The 15,412-nt window shown below is 66.0% G+C and carries 12 protein-coding genes; 4 read left to right on the forward strand and 8 right to left on the reverse strand.

Translation table 11 applies throughout. The annotated features are described in order from the left end of the window. Nucleotides 1-522 (reverse strand): transposase (locus ROZ37_RS17265; protein WP_312661204.1); only part of this gene is annotated, 522 nt, incomplete at its 3' end. Nucleotides 523-784: 262 nt separating this feature from the next. Here ROZ37_RS17265 and ROZ37_RS17270 point away from each other — a divergent pair. Further along, nucleotides 785-1,354: a lipocalin family protein gene (locus tag ROZ37_RS17270; RefSeq protein ID WP_312661205.1), complete on the forward strand. Its 570-nt coding sequence runs from the start codon at nt 785-787 to the stop codon at nt 1,352-1,354. A 266-nt stretch (nt 1,355-1,620) separates the two neighbouring features. On the opposite strand, the gene ROZ37_RS17275 is transcribed toward ROZ37_RS17270, so the two are convergent. Together ROZ37_RS17275 and ROZ37_RS17280 are read right to left on the reverse strand one after the other, a co-directional pair. Then, nucleotides 1,621-3,324 (reverse strand): APC family permease, encoded by a 1,704-nt coding sequence (locus ROZ37_RS17275; RefSeq protein WP_312661207.1) that lies wholly within the window; start codon nt 3,322-3,324, stop codon nt 1,621-1,623. 870 nt (nt 3,325-4,194) lie between these two features. Continuing rightward, the gene (locus tag ROZ37_RS17280; protein ID WP_312661208.1) at nt 4,195-5,601 is read right to left on the reverse strand and encodes a PAS domain-containing protein; all 1,407 of its coding nucleotides are present in this window, start codon (nt 5,599-5,601) and stop codon (nt 4,195-4,197) included. 4 nt (nt 5,602-5,605) lie between these two features. Here ROZ37_RS17280 and ROZ37_RS17285 point away from each other — a divergent pair, with 4 nt between their 5' ends. Continuing rightward, complete coding sequence (locus tag ROZ37_RS17285) at nt 5,606-7,207, forward strand: ATP-binding protein (protein ID WP_312661209.1); 1,602 nt, start codon at nt 5,606-5,608, stop codon at nt 7,205-7,207. Continuing rightward, nucleotides 7,204-7,848, forward strand: a complete 645-nt coding sequence (narL, locus tag ROZ37_RS17290; protein WP_312661211.1) for a two-component system response regulator NarL — start codon at nt 7,204-7,206, stop codon at nt 7,846-7,848. The genes ROZ37_RS17285 and narL (ROZ37_RS17290) overlap by 4 nt, the downstream gene beginning before the upstream one ends. Before the next feature lie 253 nt (nt 7,849-8,101). Here the strand turns inward: narL (ROZ37_RS17290) and ROZ37_RS17295 are convergent, their stop codons facing one another. The 4 genes from ROZ37_RS17295 to ROZ37_RS17310 all read right to left on the reverse strand — a co-directional run bounded on the left by ROZ37_RS17295 (nt 8,102) and on the right by ROZ37_RS17310 (nt 12,254). Further along, complete coding sequence (locus ROZ37_RS17295; protein ID WP_312661215.1) at nt 8,102-8,377, reverse strand: hypothetical protein; 276 nt, start codon at nt 8,375-8,377, stop codon at nt 8,102-8,104. A 35-nt stretch (nt 8,378-8,412) separates the two neighbouring features. Beyond that, a complete protein-coding gene (locus ROZ37_RS17300) occupies nt 8,413-9,459 on the reverse strand; it encodes a DMT family transporter (protein ID WP_312661217.1) in 1,047 nt (348 codons plus the stop codon). A 325-nt stretch (nt 9,460-9,784) separates the two neighbouring features. Then, complete coding sequence (gene narL, locus ROZ37_RS17305) at nt 9,785-10,444, reverse strand: two-component system response regulator NarL (protein ID WP_312661219.1); 660 nt, start codon at nt 10,442-10,444, stop codon at nt 9,785-9,787. Nucleotides 10,445-10,610: 166 nt separating this feature from the next. Continuing rightward, entirely contained in the window at nt 10,611-12,254 is a 1,644-nt protein-coding gene (locus tag ROZ37_RS17310; RefSeq protein WP_312661220.1) for a histidine kinase, read from the reverse strand. An 88-nt stretch (nt 12,255-12,342) separates the two neighbouring features. Here ROZ37_RS17310 and ROZ37_RS17315 point away from each other — a divergent pair, with 88 nt between their 5' ends. Next, the gene (locus tag ROZ37_RS17315) at nt 12,343-14,586 is read left to right on the forward strand and encodes a PAS domain-containing protein (protein ID WP_312661222.1); all 2,244 of its coding nucleotides are present in this window, start codon (nt 12,343-12,345) and stop codon (nt 14,584-14,586) included. A 20-nt stretch (nt 14,587-14,606) separates the two neighbouring features. Here ROZ37_RS17315 and ROZ37_RS17320 read toward each other — a convergent pair whose 3' ends face one another. Beyond that, nucleotides 14,607-15,389 carry a TorF family putative porin gene (locus tag ROZ37_RS17320; protein WP_312661223.1) on the reverse strand — a complete coding sequence of 261 codons (783 nt, stop codon included), beginning with the start codon at nt 15,387-15,389 and terminating at the stop codon, nt 14,607-14,609. Nucleotides 15,390-15,412 lie beyond the last annotated feature (23 nt).

The following is a 15,412-nucleotide window of genomic DNA, read 5'->3' on the forward strand; positions in this document are numbered from 1 at the left end:
GTACATCGGCTCCAACGGGCGCGACTGCCAGGCGGTGACCTCACCCATCACCGCCTCGGTGACCGAGCTGATGAACTCGGGCGAGACCTCGGTGCCGTACTGCTCGGCCAAGAAACCCTGGATCTCGCGGATCGTCATTCCCCGCGCGTACATGGCGACGATCTTGTCGTCGAAGCCGGTAAAGCGCCGCTCGTGCTTCGGGATGAGCACCGGCTCGAAACTGCCGGCGCGGTCGCGTGGCACGTGGATCCGCAACGGCCCGTCTTCGGTCAGCACCGTCTTGCCGGTGGCGCCGTTGGGGTGATTGCTGCTCTCGGCGGGCTTGTCAGCGCCGGGCGGGTAACCCAGGTGGTGGCTGAGCTCGGCGCCGAGCGCGCGTTCGATCAGCGCCTTCTTGAACGCCATCGCGGCGGCATTGACCGCATCGGCGCTCATCGGACCGCTCACGAACTGGTCAATGAGTTCTTTCGGGATGCTGGGCAGCGCCGCTGCCGGCTGCTTCTTGCTCGTCTTGCTTGGCATACATGCTCCTTGCCGACATGTTATGCCTCACACACAAAATTTCTGACAGGCTCGCTTCGCCTTCAGTCCATGTCGCCACCGTCGTTCGCGTCCGCGCGGTGAGTTCGAACTGAGCCGGCCGCTGCGTCTTCCTCTGGACAACCGCGGTACGGGAAAGCACCGTGGGCGACGTCACGAAGGCGCAGGGCGGCGCGTTTACCGGTGAAAATATCCCGTACCTCGCCGAGCCAGCGCAACAACCTGTCTATCGAGAGGCCAAGTCATGAAAAACATTCTGCTTGCAACCCTGCTGGGCCTCAGCGCTCCGGGCGCCTTGGCGAACGACAGCCTTGCAGGAAATGAACCGCCCACCTCGAGTAATGCGTTGAGAACGATTCCTTCCCTGGATGTCCCCCGTTACATGGGTACCTGGTACGAGATCGCCAAATACCCCAACTGGTTTCAGAAAAAATGTATCGGGGGCGCGACGGCGCATTACAGCCTCATGAGTGATGGCCGGGTAAAGGTCATTAACCGTTGCCATATCGCGGGGGGCGCCATGAGTGAGGCGATTGGAGTGGCCAGACAGGTTGGCACCAGCACCTCACCTAAGCTGGAAGTCCGATTCGCACCCGCCTGGCTGTCATTCCTGCCGTTCGTGTGGGGCGACTATTGGGTCATAGAACTCGAGGACAACTACGGGTTGGTCGCGGTAAGCGAACCAAAAAGGGAATACCTCTGGATTCTCTCCCGGACGCCTAAAGTCGACCCCGTCAGCTACAACACGCTCTTGAGCAGGTTGCGGCAGAAGGAATTCGACCTGCATAAACTGGAAGTTACGCAGCAGGACTGACGGATCCGCGGGTTGCCTCGCTTGTGACTTCGCGGCCCCCGTCGAACAGCCTGTCGCGGAGGGGTTCGATCGAATGCCCCTGGGCTCGCCGTGTCAGCCGGCCCTCGGTGCGCTGAGGCTGTAACGAAGCCTCATCCCGCGTTTTCTGTAACGGCGCGATGAACCAAAAAAACCGGCGCGCCACGGAGCGCCCGCGTCTGCAGGCTCCGGGACGTGCCGGACAAGGACAACAACGGGCCCGGCGAAAGGACGCCGGGGTCGAACTTTCAATACACGGCGAGGCTGTGCGCGACGAACACCACGACGACCGCCGCCGCGAGCGTCACGTAGGGCAGGACGCCGGCGCGGTGCCCGCCGCCGGGGAGCTGGTCGTCAAGGTGCATGTCCTGGGTCATGGAGTCCGGGAAACGTCCCTTGTCCTGAACATAGTGGCGATACACGAACACCGGGATGATCAGCGATGCGAACACGAGGCCGGCGGTGAGCGTGCCGGCGCCGTAGATGTCCGCGCCCAGTCCCATCAGCGCGAGGTTGACGAAGCCGAGGACCACGCCGATGCCGAGCACCACGTTGGGGGCGCGGAACGGACGTTGCCAGTTGGGACGGTCGATGCGATGGATCCAACCGGAGTTCAGGTTGAGGAAGTTGAAGATGACGTAGCCGACGTTCGAACACGCGAGCACGAACACGTAGTCCGACATCAGCAGGAGGAGAAGATTGAACCCGAGGTCGGTCCACATCGCGCGGGTCGGCGCACCGTGCTCGTTGACGTGCGAGAGGTAGCGCGGCAGCCAGCCGTCGACCGACGCCTGGTACAGCGTGCGCGACGAGCCGGCCATCGAGGTCATGATCGACAGCAGCACCGCGAGGACGAGCATCACGACCAGTACGTTGGCGACGACCTCGCCGCCGCCGACCATGTGCGACATCGCATTCGCGACGCCCATGCCGCTGTAGATCTCGGGCGCGAGCATGCCGCTATAGACCGCCGGCGCCGTCACGTTGCCTTCGGCGTCGATGACCGGGGGCGTCACGACCTCGCCCAAGCCAAGGTAACCCTGGAAAGCGAGCGGGACCAGCGTGAATACGACGAGGCACAGCAGGCCGGAATACAGAATGGCCTTGAAGGTGTCGCTTTTGGGATCCTTGAATTCGCGCGTGTAGCAGACCGCCGTCTCGAAGCCGTAGGTCGACCACGCGGCGATGAACAGGCCGCCGGCCATCAGCGTGATGCCGGCCATGTTCCACATCCCGTCGACGACGAGCCCCTGGTCGTCATGCGCAAGCGGCACCAGCGGCGAAAAATGCTCGGACGGCAAGCCACCGCCCAGCAGCGGCACCAGCGCGATCAGCGTCAGCGGGATCAGCGCGGTGACGCCGAGCACCATCGTCGTGCGCGCCGATCGCAGAATTCCCCCGTGCTGGACGCCGAAGACCGCCAGCAGAAGGACGGCTCCGACCATGAAAGTGGCGTTGATGCGCAGTTCCAGGCCCGACCGGATCATGCCCAGATCGAGCAGCGTGATCTGCCAGGTGTTGATGGCCGCGTCGGCCGGGAACAGCGCGCCGAGAATGTAGCCCGCCGCAAGCCCCGAGCCGATCGCGAGCACCGGCGACCACGCGAACCAGTTACACCACACGGAGATCGGCGCGATCATCTTGCCGTAGCGCACCCACGCGACCGCCCCATAGACCGAGGCGCCGCCCGATTTGTGCGGAAACAGGCCGGCGATCTCCGCGTAGGTGAACGCCTGCAGGAAGCCGAAGGTGATCGAGACGGCCCACACCATCCAGGACGGCTTGCCGACGGTCGCGGCGATCGCGCCTATCGAGAACAACACCAGCGCGGGAACCCCGCTCGCGACCCAGAACGCGCCGGTCCAGCTGATCGTGCGCTGCAAGGAACCGCTTTCCGCACGGCCGGCGGGAAGTGGCATACCGGGTGCAACAAGTACATCTGCTTCGCTCATTTCAAGTCCCCTCCTTTGTGCGGGCAGACCGCCGAGCCGGCCGCCCGAAATCGTTAGTACTGATTGATTCAAACCAGCTTTTTTGCCTGCGTCGGTGGCCCGGGCGGCGCGACCTTCATCCCTGCCGGCGGGCCGGCAGCCGAAGTCGCCGGGTGCGCGCCGACGGCTGCGGTGTCATTGCGATGTTTCGGGACACGGGCGGACGCCCGGCCTCGGTGGGGCGCGACCGCGTCGTGACCGGTGGATGACGCCGATGGGCGCGACGAGGCCGGACCGCGAAGTCACGGAGAGCCGGGACTTCAGGGACGGTGGTCGCGCGGCGAGGAGCTAGAGGTGCTTCATCCGGGCCAGGTGCAGCACCGGACCGGCGACCGCCACCGCCAGAAACCGGCGGCGACGGCAAGCGGAGCTCGCCCGGAACTTTCGCGGGATATTTCTTGCCCGCTGGGGAGCGGCTCGAAGGGTAGGTCGTACTTCGGATCGCGTGCCATCAGCTCCTCCGGTACGTCCGGGTTGTCCGGATGCGCAGGGGCAGCATCGCTTCGACTAATCCGGACAGCGCGCGCCCATGCTCTAAGCTCACACCGGGTCGCGAAGCACGCGTGGCCCGGCGCAAGAGTGGGACGGATTATCGAAATGGGGGGAAACGGCAGCAATGCGCAGGAGGCATTACTACGTAGGGAGTAGCGGCAGCGGGCGTGTCATCTCGCCGTAATGACGGGCAAATGGTCGCTCGGCCGAATCGCGCGCCGATCAACACTGCCCGTCGATGTGGCGCGTTGACGTGACTGCGGCGAAACCGGGGCAAAAACACCGGCTCGGCGCGCCCTACCCTCTAAGGCGTAACCACCCCGCGTGCGTGCGACCGGGTTACGGGTGCACATTTCGATTGTCACTCTCGGCGAGCATCCCGTGATCCGGTGTGGGGCCGGCCGGACGACCGGTGGCGGTTTCTCCGGCCTCTCCCCATTTGGCGTGCTTGCTCACGTCGGTCGCAAATCCCTCCAGCGCGAGCAATTCGCCATTCGACGAAAACACCCCGCGCCCGTGCTCCCACACCCACCGCTCCCGCCCGGCCGCGTCGATGATGCGATACGAGATCTGGTAAGGGCTGCGCTGCCTGAGACGGGATTGCACGTGCCTCCACACGCTTTCCCGATCGTCCGGGTGGATGAGATGGCCGAACGACACGCGACGGTTATCGACGAGCTCATAGGGCTCGTAGCCGGTCAGTTCGATGCAGCCGTCGCTGACGAACTCCATCGTCCAGTCGGGGTCGTTGCGCCCGCGATAGACCATGCCGGGGACATTGGCGAGCAGCGTGTCGAGATAAAGTCGGGTCGAATTCGGCTCGCCCAGCCGCTTGCGCCGCGTGAGCTCGGACATCGTGCCGACCACGCCCACAAGATCGCCGTCGGGCAACGTACAGGACTGCGCGCGCAGCAGCACCGATACCGCATTGCCCGCGGTGGTGGTCAGCCGCACTTCCATGCTCGCGTGATCGACCTGCCCGCCCGCCACCGCGCGCAAGGTCTTCTCGGTCGCCTCCCGCTCCTCGGGGTGAATCGCGGCCCATAGCAAGCGGCCGAGACTGTCGGCGACGGGTCGGCCGCTCACGCGCTCCCAGGCCCGATTGACATAGGCGATGCGCCCTTTCGCATCGGTCCTGAACAGGACCAACTCGATCTGATCGAGTACCGCCGACAGCGACTCGGCCGAGACCTCGCGCAGCGGCGCGCCGGACTCGTGCGGGCTGAACTGGATGAGGAGGCTTCCGGGCACCGCCGGCAGCGGCGAGATGCTGGCATGGACCGTCACTGTCGCACCGGCCGCGCGCAGCAGCCGGAGCACGCCTTCCGCATCCGACGCGTCCTCGCTGCCGGCGATCGCGAGCAGCGCCGCAAGGCGCCCGTGATCGACGGGATGCAGCAGGGAGGTGAACGGCAGGCCGACGACCTCGTCGTCCCGTCCGCGATAGTCGAGCAACGCGAGGAAGGCCTGGTTGGCGAAGCTGACGACCTGGCCCTGCACGGTGATCGAGGGCGAAGAGATACTGTGGCAGAGTTGTCCCGACCACACGACTTGCTCGGGACCCGCGCCCCGCGCCGCCCCGGGTCCGCTGCGCCAAGGTGCATGTCGCAGCAGCAAAAGGACGAGCAAACCGGTCAAAATCACCGCCACGGTGAGCCTTAACATGGCATCGTTGCCATGCCAGGAACCCACTACGGCAGCGAACAGCAGTGCGAGCGTCCATGCGGAAAAAACATAAAGTGACATAGCCGTGCTCTCCCCCTTCGTCGGCCCGCGCCGCCGCTATCCCTTGTTTGTCGGACTTCTGGCCATCCTGAGCGGCGGTGTCGTCGCGGCTGCACTGAGTTTGTGGGGCAGCCTGGAGATTCAGCGGCAGTTCGATGGCGTCTTCACCGAACTCATCGCTCAGTGCGCCGGCTCGCCACCCGCGGCCGCCGAGCCGATCTGCGCAACGCTCTCCCGGATCGACCGTACCCTTCTGCAGCGCGTCGCCGTCATGCTGATGCTGCAGGGCTTCTGCTTTGCGCTCATCCTCGCCGGCGCCGCCCTGCTCGCCCGCCGCGCTTACGTGCTGCTGGTGCGGCGGACCGATGCAGCGCTCGGTCTGACCGCCGACAACGAGGACGTGCGCGGGCGCGACGAGATCGGTCGCCTGATCGAGAGCCTCGCCGAGCTGAGCGCGCGCCAAGCCGCGCTGGATACGGAAGAACGCTGGCAGCGACGCACGAGCAGCGACCAGCTGAGGCGCAAGAGCCAGGCGCTGCAGGCGCTGCACGAGGCGGGCAGCATGTTCTGCGCGGACGGCGTGTCCGAGTTCAGCCTGGTCCGGGGGCTTGCGCTTTTCGAGACGGCACTGGGCGCGCGCACCGTGGCGCTGGGCCTGAGTGATGCGGGACGGGAGGCTCTGGGTGCCTCGGCGGTGCTGTCGACCCGCGGCGAACCCGCCATCCTGCACGCACTTGCCCACGACGCCGGGGCGCGGGAAACCGCGGTGCGCATCGTCCCGCCGTCCGCAATCTGCGACCGCCCGTCCCTGGTGGTGCCGGTATGCTGCGGCGATGCATTCGTCGGCACGCTGGTGGCGGAATTTTCCGAAACGGCGCGAGTGGAGGATCCGCAGGTCGATCTGGCCCAGAGCTTTTCGCATCTCGTCGCGTTGGCGATTTCGAGCGCCAGCCGCAGCCGCGAGGAAAAGCGCGTCGCGCTGATGGAAGAGCGCGGCGCGATCGCGGCGGAACTGCACGACTCGCTGGCGCAGGCGATCGGCTTCATGAAAATCCAGGTGGCGCGGCTGCAACGCCGGCTCGAAGGCGAGAACGCCCCGCCCGGCGCCGCGCAGATGGCGATCGAGCTCCGCGAGGGACTGTCGGTCGCCTACCGCGACGTGCGCGAGCTGATCACCGCGTTTCGTGCGCGCATGGACACACGCGGCCTGCTCGCCACCCTGGAGGAAGCGATCGAAGAGTTCGGCCAGCGGAGTTGCCTCGACATCGGTCTCGTGCATGACCTGGGCGCCTGTCATCTCCAGGTGAACGAGGAATTCCACGTCATGCAGATCGTGCGCGAGGCCCTGTCGAACGCGGTGCGCCACGCACACGCCAGCCGCATCCGCGTGAACGTCGGGTACGGGCCGGATCACCTCTTCACCCTGACGGTGGATGACGACGGACGCGGCGTCGGCGAACCCGGTGCCGACTTCGATCATTACGGCCTGAGCATCATGCGCGAACGCGCTCATTCGCTCGGCGGACAACTCGAAGTGGCCCAAAGGCCCGGCGGCGGCACGCGCATCGAACTCAGCTTCGCTCCGGAGCGCTTGCCGATCGACACTCTGGAGGAGACATCCCGATGACGATACGGATATTGCTGATCGACGATCACCCCCTGTTCCGCAAGGGCGTAGCGCAGCTCGTGCGCGACGACGAGGAACTCGAACTGGCCGGAGAAGCCAGCGACGGCGAAACCGCGGTTGCGATGGCCGACGCGGTCGACGCCGATCTCATCCTGATCGACCTTCACATGCGGGCGATGAACGGCATCGAAACGCTGCGGGCGCTGAAGGCGCTCGGGGTGCGGGGGCGCTGCGTCATGCTCACGATGTCCGATAACGAGCTCGACGTCCTCGAGGCGATGCGCGCCGGGGCGGACGGCTATCTGCTCAAGCAGCTGGAGCCGGAGGAGCTGTGTCAGCGGATCAAGCAGTCGGTGCGCGGCGCCGTGGTGCTGGAGGACAAGGTCGCGGGACTCCTGGCGCACGCCCTCAATGCCCCGCCCGCGATCCAGCACGCCGGTTTCACCGAGCGCGAGCGGGAGATCCTGTGCGTGCTCGCCGACGGCCACAGCAACAAGCAGATCGCGCGACTCCTCGGCATTTCGGATGCGACCGTCAAGGTGCACATCAAGCATCTGCTGCGCAAACTCAATGTGAGCAGCCGGCTGGAAGCGGCGGTGTGGGCGCTGCAGAACCCGCGTTTCCGGCAAACGCAGTCCTGACCGACGAGCTGTCATTTCGAAAAGACGAGGCACGCCCACCGGCGGCGCGATGAATCGCAAAAAGGCCGACCCGGGGGTCGGCCTTTTTCGTTCCGTGCCCCGCGCGGCGGCTAGATCTTGGTGACGAAGGTTCGCGCGTTGTACAGCGCGAACAGGCTGAGAGCCGAAATCATGATCAGCGCGAGAACGTCCGCCCCCGGATAGCCCCAGAAATCCGACATGGTGATCCTCCTTCAGTTTGTGGAGAAGAAGCTCAGAGCAGGCCGGTGTCGGCCATCCGCTGGCGTCCGAAGTCGCTCAGCCCGAAACGGAATCGCATCTTGTCGCCGTAGGCGTCGAATCGTTCCTCGAGACTCGTGATCAGTCCGCCCGAATACAGGTCGCTCAGCGTCACGCGCACCGCGCCCTGCCAGTAAGGTCCGGGCCTGCCGTATTCCTCGCACACCGACGCGGCGATCTCGTTCTCCCACATGCCGTCGGTCTGCGCGATGAGTTGCAGGATGAAGCCCTTGATGTGGATCTTTGCCATTTCCCCTCTCCTTGATTTCGCAACGGCACGGCCGGTCACAGCGCGCGCACGACCTCGAGCACGTCGCTCTTTTCCGTGTACATGAGGAACGCGCCGCCGACGACCAGCGCAAGACCGACCACGAAGTTCCACGCCGGGAACTGCAGCGTGAAGGCCGCGAGGAAGACCACGGCGAAGGCGCCGTAGAGCGCGGCGATCGCCTGCCCGCGGCCGACGCCGATCAGCGGGAAGGATTTGTACCAGGAGACGTAGCAGAAGCCGAAAGTGATGCCTGCGAGCAGCAGCAAGGTGATTGCCTTGAAATTCAGGGCATCGAGCAGCAAGTGGATGACGTCGATGTCGCCGAACAGCGCGAGTGCCGGCATGACGAGGCACAGCCAGTAGATGACCTCGGCGGTGAAGCGCACCGTGATGCCGCAGTCGGGGTCGGTGACGTCGAGCGCACGCCCGGCGAGCGCACCCTCGACCCCCCAGCCGAGCGCGGCCATCGCGCCCCCGAGATAGCCGATCCACGAAGACTGGCTCGCGGAAGCGCTAGACAATTCGCCGAGAATTCCCGGCGCGTAGATCGCGACGCCGCCACCGATGATCACGAGAATCCCGAGGGCCGCCCGCATCGTGATCTTCTCGTTGTACCAGAGGCGTGCGATCGTCGCGCCGACGATCGGATACAGCAACCCGGCGATCGCCGCGAACACCGCGCCGACGTAGCCCATCGCGAGAAACGAGCCGAAGATAGCCATCGGTCCGCCGAAAATCGCGGCGGCGAAATACCATTTCGAAATTCGCCGCAACTGAACCACCGTCCGGCCGAAGTCGCGGAATTTCTCCAGCACGATCAGCCACAGGAACAGGAACAGCAATACCGAAAATGCATTGAGCGTCGTGATCACGGCCGCGGCGGTCAGGAACTGGCGCGGATCGTCCATGTTCATCGCGACGAAGGGTTGCTCCTGCCAGATCGCGGCGCCCGGGACATACCACGCGCCCCACAGCACTGCACACCAGAGCGCCCAGATGAAGCCCCAACGGATACTGCGGGCACGAAACGCTGCTTTCGCCTGCATTGCGGTTGTCATCATTCCTCCTGTTTTTGTGCGTGCCATCGCGTGGCGTCGCTGTCTCCATCCTCGCCCGTCCCTGCCAGCTAGGGCACAACGGGTGAATGGATTATTGGAGCCGTCGGAGGACGCGACAATATTCCAGAGGAACATACCCACAAGGGGGCACGGCCGAAGCGTTCTTGTGGTGGAAAACGGTGCGCCGCAAGTCGCCGGCATCCGTGCGTCGTCCTGTGGACGGGCGTGGGATCGCGCGCGACGACGCTCGCGCCGCCGACGGCACGATCAGGGGCGGGGGAAGCTGCGGTGCGGGCGTGACGTCGGCCGCGCCGCCGTCACGATACGCTCAGGAAGGCGTGCGTTCCGCGGCCGTTTCGCGCTGGTGGTGCCACACGACGGCTTCCAGGCGGGAGTGGAGGTTGAGCTTGTGGAGGACGTGCTTGACGTGGACCTTGACGGTGCCGACGCTGATGCCGAGTTCGCGAGCGATGGTCTTGTTGCACATGCCTTCGGCGATGTAGTTGAGCACTTCCGACTCTCGCGCGGTGAGGCTGCTTTCGACTGCGGGGACGTGCTGGTTGGTCGCGACGGCCTGGATCAGGGTGCCAGTGATCGCCTCGCTCAGCACCGAGACGCCCTTCATCGCCCTCTTCAGGTTCTCCCACAGGTCTTCGGGCTCCATGTCCTTCAGCAGGTAGCCGTGGGCGCCGGACCGCAGTGCGGTGACGACGTCGCGCTGGTTGTCGGACACGGTGAGGACGATCAGGCGCGCGCCGACATTGCGCTCGCGCAGCAGGGTCAGCGTCTCGATGCCGTTCATGCTGGGCATGTTGAGGTCGAGAAGAATGAGGTCGGGCTGCAGGCGTTCGGCCATCTCCACCCCTGCGGGTCCGGATGCCGCTTCGCCGACCACGCGGAAATCCGTGTCCATGTCGATCAACTGGACCATGCCTCTGCGAAAGAGCGCGTGATCGTCGATGATCAGTACGGTATGGTGTGTCTCCACCTTGCGTTGTCTCCGTCTTGTTTTATGACGAACGTCCGATCCTGCAAGCGTCCGTCGGGATCGTCGCCTGTGCCGGCGACTTCGCGTTACCAATCGTGATGCTACACGCCTTCGCCCCGCGCGACCCGCAACAACATCTTGCTACACTTCCGCGCGCTTTCCCGTCCTACTCCTCCGCTGCGGTCGATTTGAAGCTGGCGGTGACACGGCATCCGCCCTGCGGTCGGCGCTCGATCGACAAGGCGCCGCCGAGGCTCAATGCACGCTCGCGCATGATCGTCGCACCGTGGTGGTTCCAATGGTCGGGCGCCGGATCGAATCCCTGCCCATTGTCCTCGATCGTCACCGCCGTCCAGCCGTCCTCCCGCAGCGACAGCCTGACGGTCGCGTGGCTCGCGCCCGCGTGACGCACGACGTTGGAGAGTGCTTCGCGCACGATCTGTACGACGTGAAACTCCTCGTTGGCGCTGAGCTGGCAGCTGCCCAGGCGGTTGTCGAGCGTCATCGCGACGCTGCTGCGGTCGCCGTACTCTTCCAGCGCCTCGTCCAGCGCCGCCGCCAACCCGCCGGCATTGATCTGCGTGCGGAACGTGTTCAGCAGTTCGCGCAGCTTGCGGTAGGCGCCGTTCAGCCCGTCCCGCAGCTCCTCCGCCGCGGCCGCGACCTCTTCGTGCGGACGGCCGCGTTGCAGCAGGGTCTGCACGCGGGCCACCTGGATCTTCATGAAGGACAGCGACTGCGCCAGCGAGTCGTGGAGTTCGCGCGCCATCGACGTGCGCTCTTCGATCAGCGCCAGACGCCGGCCTTCGCGGGTCCGCCGCGAATGGCCGATCGCCATCGCCACGTGCTTGCTCACGAGCTCCATGATCTGGATGCGGGTCGTCGGCTGCTCGCTGCACCCCTGCCCCACCGCGAACAGGTGCCCGTACCACGTGCTGCCGTCGCTGACCGGTACCGCCACCCCGTGCCACGCCTCGTCGTCGCGCCCGCTCGACGAGGCGAGTTCGAAGGCCTGGTATCGTCCCGCGACCGACAGCAGGCGCAGTTGTTCGACCTGTGCCCATCCGAGTTCGCCCGCGTGGATGACGGGCGGCAGCTGCATCGAGTCCCGGATGTCCTCGCTCAGGCAGATACCACAGACGCGCGCATCGAGCGCTTCGCCGAGCCGCTCCGAAAGTTTCTTCAGCGCCTGGCGGCCGGGTGCCGGTCCTGCCAGCTCGGCGATCACGCGGTCGAGCAGGTCGAGCCAGCGGTCCGGCGGAGGCGCGATCGCGACCTCGTGCGCGGCCGATTCGCGCGCGAGCCGCTCGGCGTCGCGTCGCAGATGGAAGCCGATCCACGCGCCGCCCGCGGCGACGAGCAACAATGCGATCCTGACCGCGATATCGACTCGCAGGTGCCGCTGCAGCGCTTCGGCCACCGCCAGCGTTCCCGTCTCGAGCACCGGCATCGCCGTATCCAACGACTCGAAGGTCTCGGGTGGCGCCGCCGACGGAAGCTCGATCCGGAACGGCAACGCGCCGAGCAGGACGCGGGCCTCGTCTAGCCATTCGCGCGTCGCCGCGGCGGGTTCGGCTTCACGGCCGAGCGCGATCGCCCGCTCCTGCAGTTGCGCGGCGCGCGCAATGAACCGCACCGCATCGCTGGTCCATGCCGCGGTGAGGATCGGCTGCGCCAGCAGCACGACCGCGGCGCACGCCGCCACGGCCACGACCACGAGCCACGGGCGGTCCCGCAGCCGTTGTCCCGCCCTCGAAAGCCAGTATGATGGCCGGGCTCCGCCGGTAGTCGTCGTTCGATTGGAAGTCATATCTTCATCTGCGGCTTTCCGCGTTCGGCCGGCCGACGTATCGTCCCCTGCTCGCCCACTGCCGTCCATCAATCGTGGAGGGAAAGATGTGCTGACGGTATATCTCTTTCTGATCGGCGCCGCCACGGCAGGCGTGTACGCGATAGGCGCCGGCCTCGGATGGATGCCTGCAACGCCCGTCGTCGCCGTCGCCTGCCTCGGCGTCGCCTCGTTGTTCCTCGTCTCCGCTCAATTTTCCGCCCGCCGCGGCCGCCTGCAACCCGCCGCCCACCCGCCCCCGTCGATACCGCACGAGACTCCCGTCGGGCATGACGACCACACGCTGGTCGATGGCATTTGCGACATCGTATTCCAGGCCGACCGCGACGCCACCCTGACTTTTCTCAATCGCGCCTGGAAGACGGTCACCGCGCTCGATGCGCGCGACTGCGTGGGCACCTCGTTTTTCCAGTACGTGCATCCGGACGACCAGGCACAAAACCGCGAGCGCTTCCTGCAGATCCTGCAGCCCGGCAACGACGCCATCCGCTTCGAAACCCGGCTGATCTGCCGGGACAGCCGCCAGTGCTGGGTGGAAGTCCGGCTGACGCGGCGGCTCGGACGGCATGGGCAGATCAACGGCGCCACCGGTGTGATGACTGACATCAACTCGCGCAAACGCGCCGAGGACGCGTTGCGGGCGCGCGATCGCAGTCTCTCGACGCTGCTGGATCACCTCCCGGGGATGGCCTTTCGCGGCCGCAACGACCGGCACTGGACGATGGAATTCGTCAGCGAAGGCTGCTTCGAGCTGACCGGGTACGAAGCGGTCGACCTGCTCGACCAGCCGTCTTACGTTCAGCTGATCCACCCCGACGACCGTGATTACGTGTGGGACTACGTGCAGACCCAGTTGGCGCAGCAAAAGGCCTTTCATCTGCGCTATCGCATCCGCACGCGCGAAGGCCAGGAGAAATGGGTCGAGGAGCGCAGCGGCGGCGTTTTCGCCGTTGACGGCGCGCTGCTCGCGATCGAAGGCTTCATCTCCGATGTCAGCGGGCAGAAGCGGGACGAAGAGCGGATCGTCGGCGAATCGCTGCGGGACACGCTGACCGGCCTGAAAAGCCCCGCGCTGCTCCTCGATCGCCTGACGGCTGCGATCAAGGACGATGCCGTGACGCCTCGGCCGTTTGCACTCCTGCGGCTGGACATCGACAACCTCAAGCGTGTCAACGAACGGCACGGCCGCGCGACCGGCGACGCCTTGCTCGCGCAGTTCGGCCAGCGCCTCGGCGCGCTCTCGCGCGCCGGGGTCGCGGTGGGGAGGCACGGCAGCGACGAGTTCGACATCCTCGTTCATTACGACACCGCGCTGCCCGACGGGCAGTTGCCGCAGTTGGCCGATCTGGCGCGCCTCGCCGGCGCCGCGGTCGGCGACGACGACACGGCGGCGGTCGTCTGCACCGCCGCGTGGCTGGACGTGATCGCCGGCCTGCTCGAGGCGCCCTTCGAGATCGACGGCGTCGCGATATCGATCAGCGTCCGCATCGGCATTGCGCTGAGCGCGGATCCCCATTCCGACGCCCGGTCGATGGTGCGCGATGCGGTGCAGGCCAGCTGTTCGCCACAGTGCCAACGTGCCGGCAGCGCGGTGCGGTTCGCCTTCGCGAGCCGGCGCGCGCAGCAATCCGCGTCGAGATGGCGCCATGCGGCGGGCGAATTCGAACGCGCGTTCAGTGCCGACGGCCTCTCGGTCCGCCTCCTTCCGAACGCGGATGGGGAGGCCGGGGCCGGAGTGATCGAGGGCTCCGCTTTCTGGCACAGCCCGCGGATGGGCAACATGCCGCCGGCGCAGATGTTCCTGCACGCTTACCAGCGGGGCATCCTCGATGCAGTGCTTGCGAGATATGTCGAGGTCGTTTGCGCACAAGGACTCCCGTCGCTGAGGCGCGAGCAGCGCCTCGCGATCCGCCTCGATGGCCTCCCGCCGACCGCTTCGCTGCTCGTTACCGCCGCAGGCGTATTGAAGTCGCTCCCGCGTGATGCCGCGCGCCGCGTCGATCTCCTGCTCGCACTGCCCGCGGTGCGCCCGAATGCGCCGCGGCTGCGCGCGCTGCAATCCTTGCGCGAGGCGGGCGTCCGCATCGGTTTCGACGTCACGGGCATGGCACGCGACGAGGACGCCGAGTTGTCGGGCTGGCTGCTGTTCACCGATTTCTGGCGCATCGACCTCGACGCCGCCGACTCGGCGTCCGACAGTCGGCTTTCCCGGTTTGGCGAGCTTGCTGCCCGCCGGGGCATCGCGATCGTCGCGGCCGCGGGATCCACGACGACGGCGATCGCGAAAGAATAGCTGCCGCCCCGGCAGGGATTTCAGAAGGATCGCGTGAGGCTCGCGATCCAGTGTCCTTCCCCGAGCTTCTCGTCGTCCGCGACCCACAGGTCGTCGTCGGCGTTGGTGTCGGTATACGCGATTGCCACCGTCCAGCCCGCCCCGAAGGCCTTGCTCAACGCGACCCGCCAGTCCGTGTAGTCGAAGTCGCCGTAGTTGTGCACCCGCTGCCGTCCGACGTGCAGTCCCAGCGTAAAGTCGGCGCCGACCGGCACCTTCGCGTTCAGTTCGAGATAGCCGCTGCCTTTCGAATCGCCGCGCCCGGCGCCCATCGAGTCGCTGCTGAAGCCGAAGAAATCGGTCAGCGTGTGCGAATACTTCAGCGTCAGCATCTGCCAGCCGACCGACGCGTAGGCTTCCAGCGTGTCGTACTTTTCCCGCGTTCCGGGAAGCTTCGGGCGTTCGGGATAATAGAACTGCAGCAGTCCGACGTCGTAGCTCCAGTCACCGACTGCCCCGGCATAACCGCCGTAAAAATCGATCTCCAGACTAGCGTCGTGGATCGCCTCGTTGCTGACGTTCGTGCCCCACACGCCTGCATACAACCCGCTCGCGTGCGCATAATCGAAGCCGCCCTGCAGCGCAGGCCGGTTCTGCGTGTAGGTCATGCCGCGAAACACGTAGTTGCTGAAGAAGCCGACGTTGCTGGTGACCGAATGGGGGCTGGCCGCCTCCTGTGCCAGGACGCCGCCGCTCAACGCGAAGCCCGCGCTGCCGGCGGCGATGCAGGCGAGCGCATGCATTCCGCAATGCCGTGATGACATTTTCGATCTCTCCCTGCGAAAAG

Source organism: Aromatoleum sp., from assembly GCF_032027225.1.
Classification (GTDB): Bacteria; Pseudomonadota; Gammaproteobacteria; order Burkholderiales; family Rhodocyclaceae; genus Aromatoleum.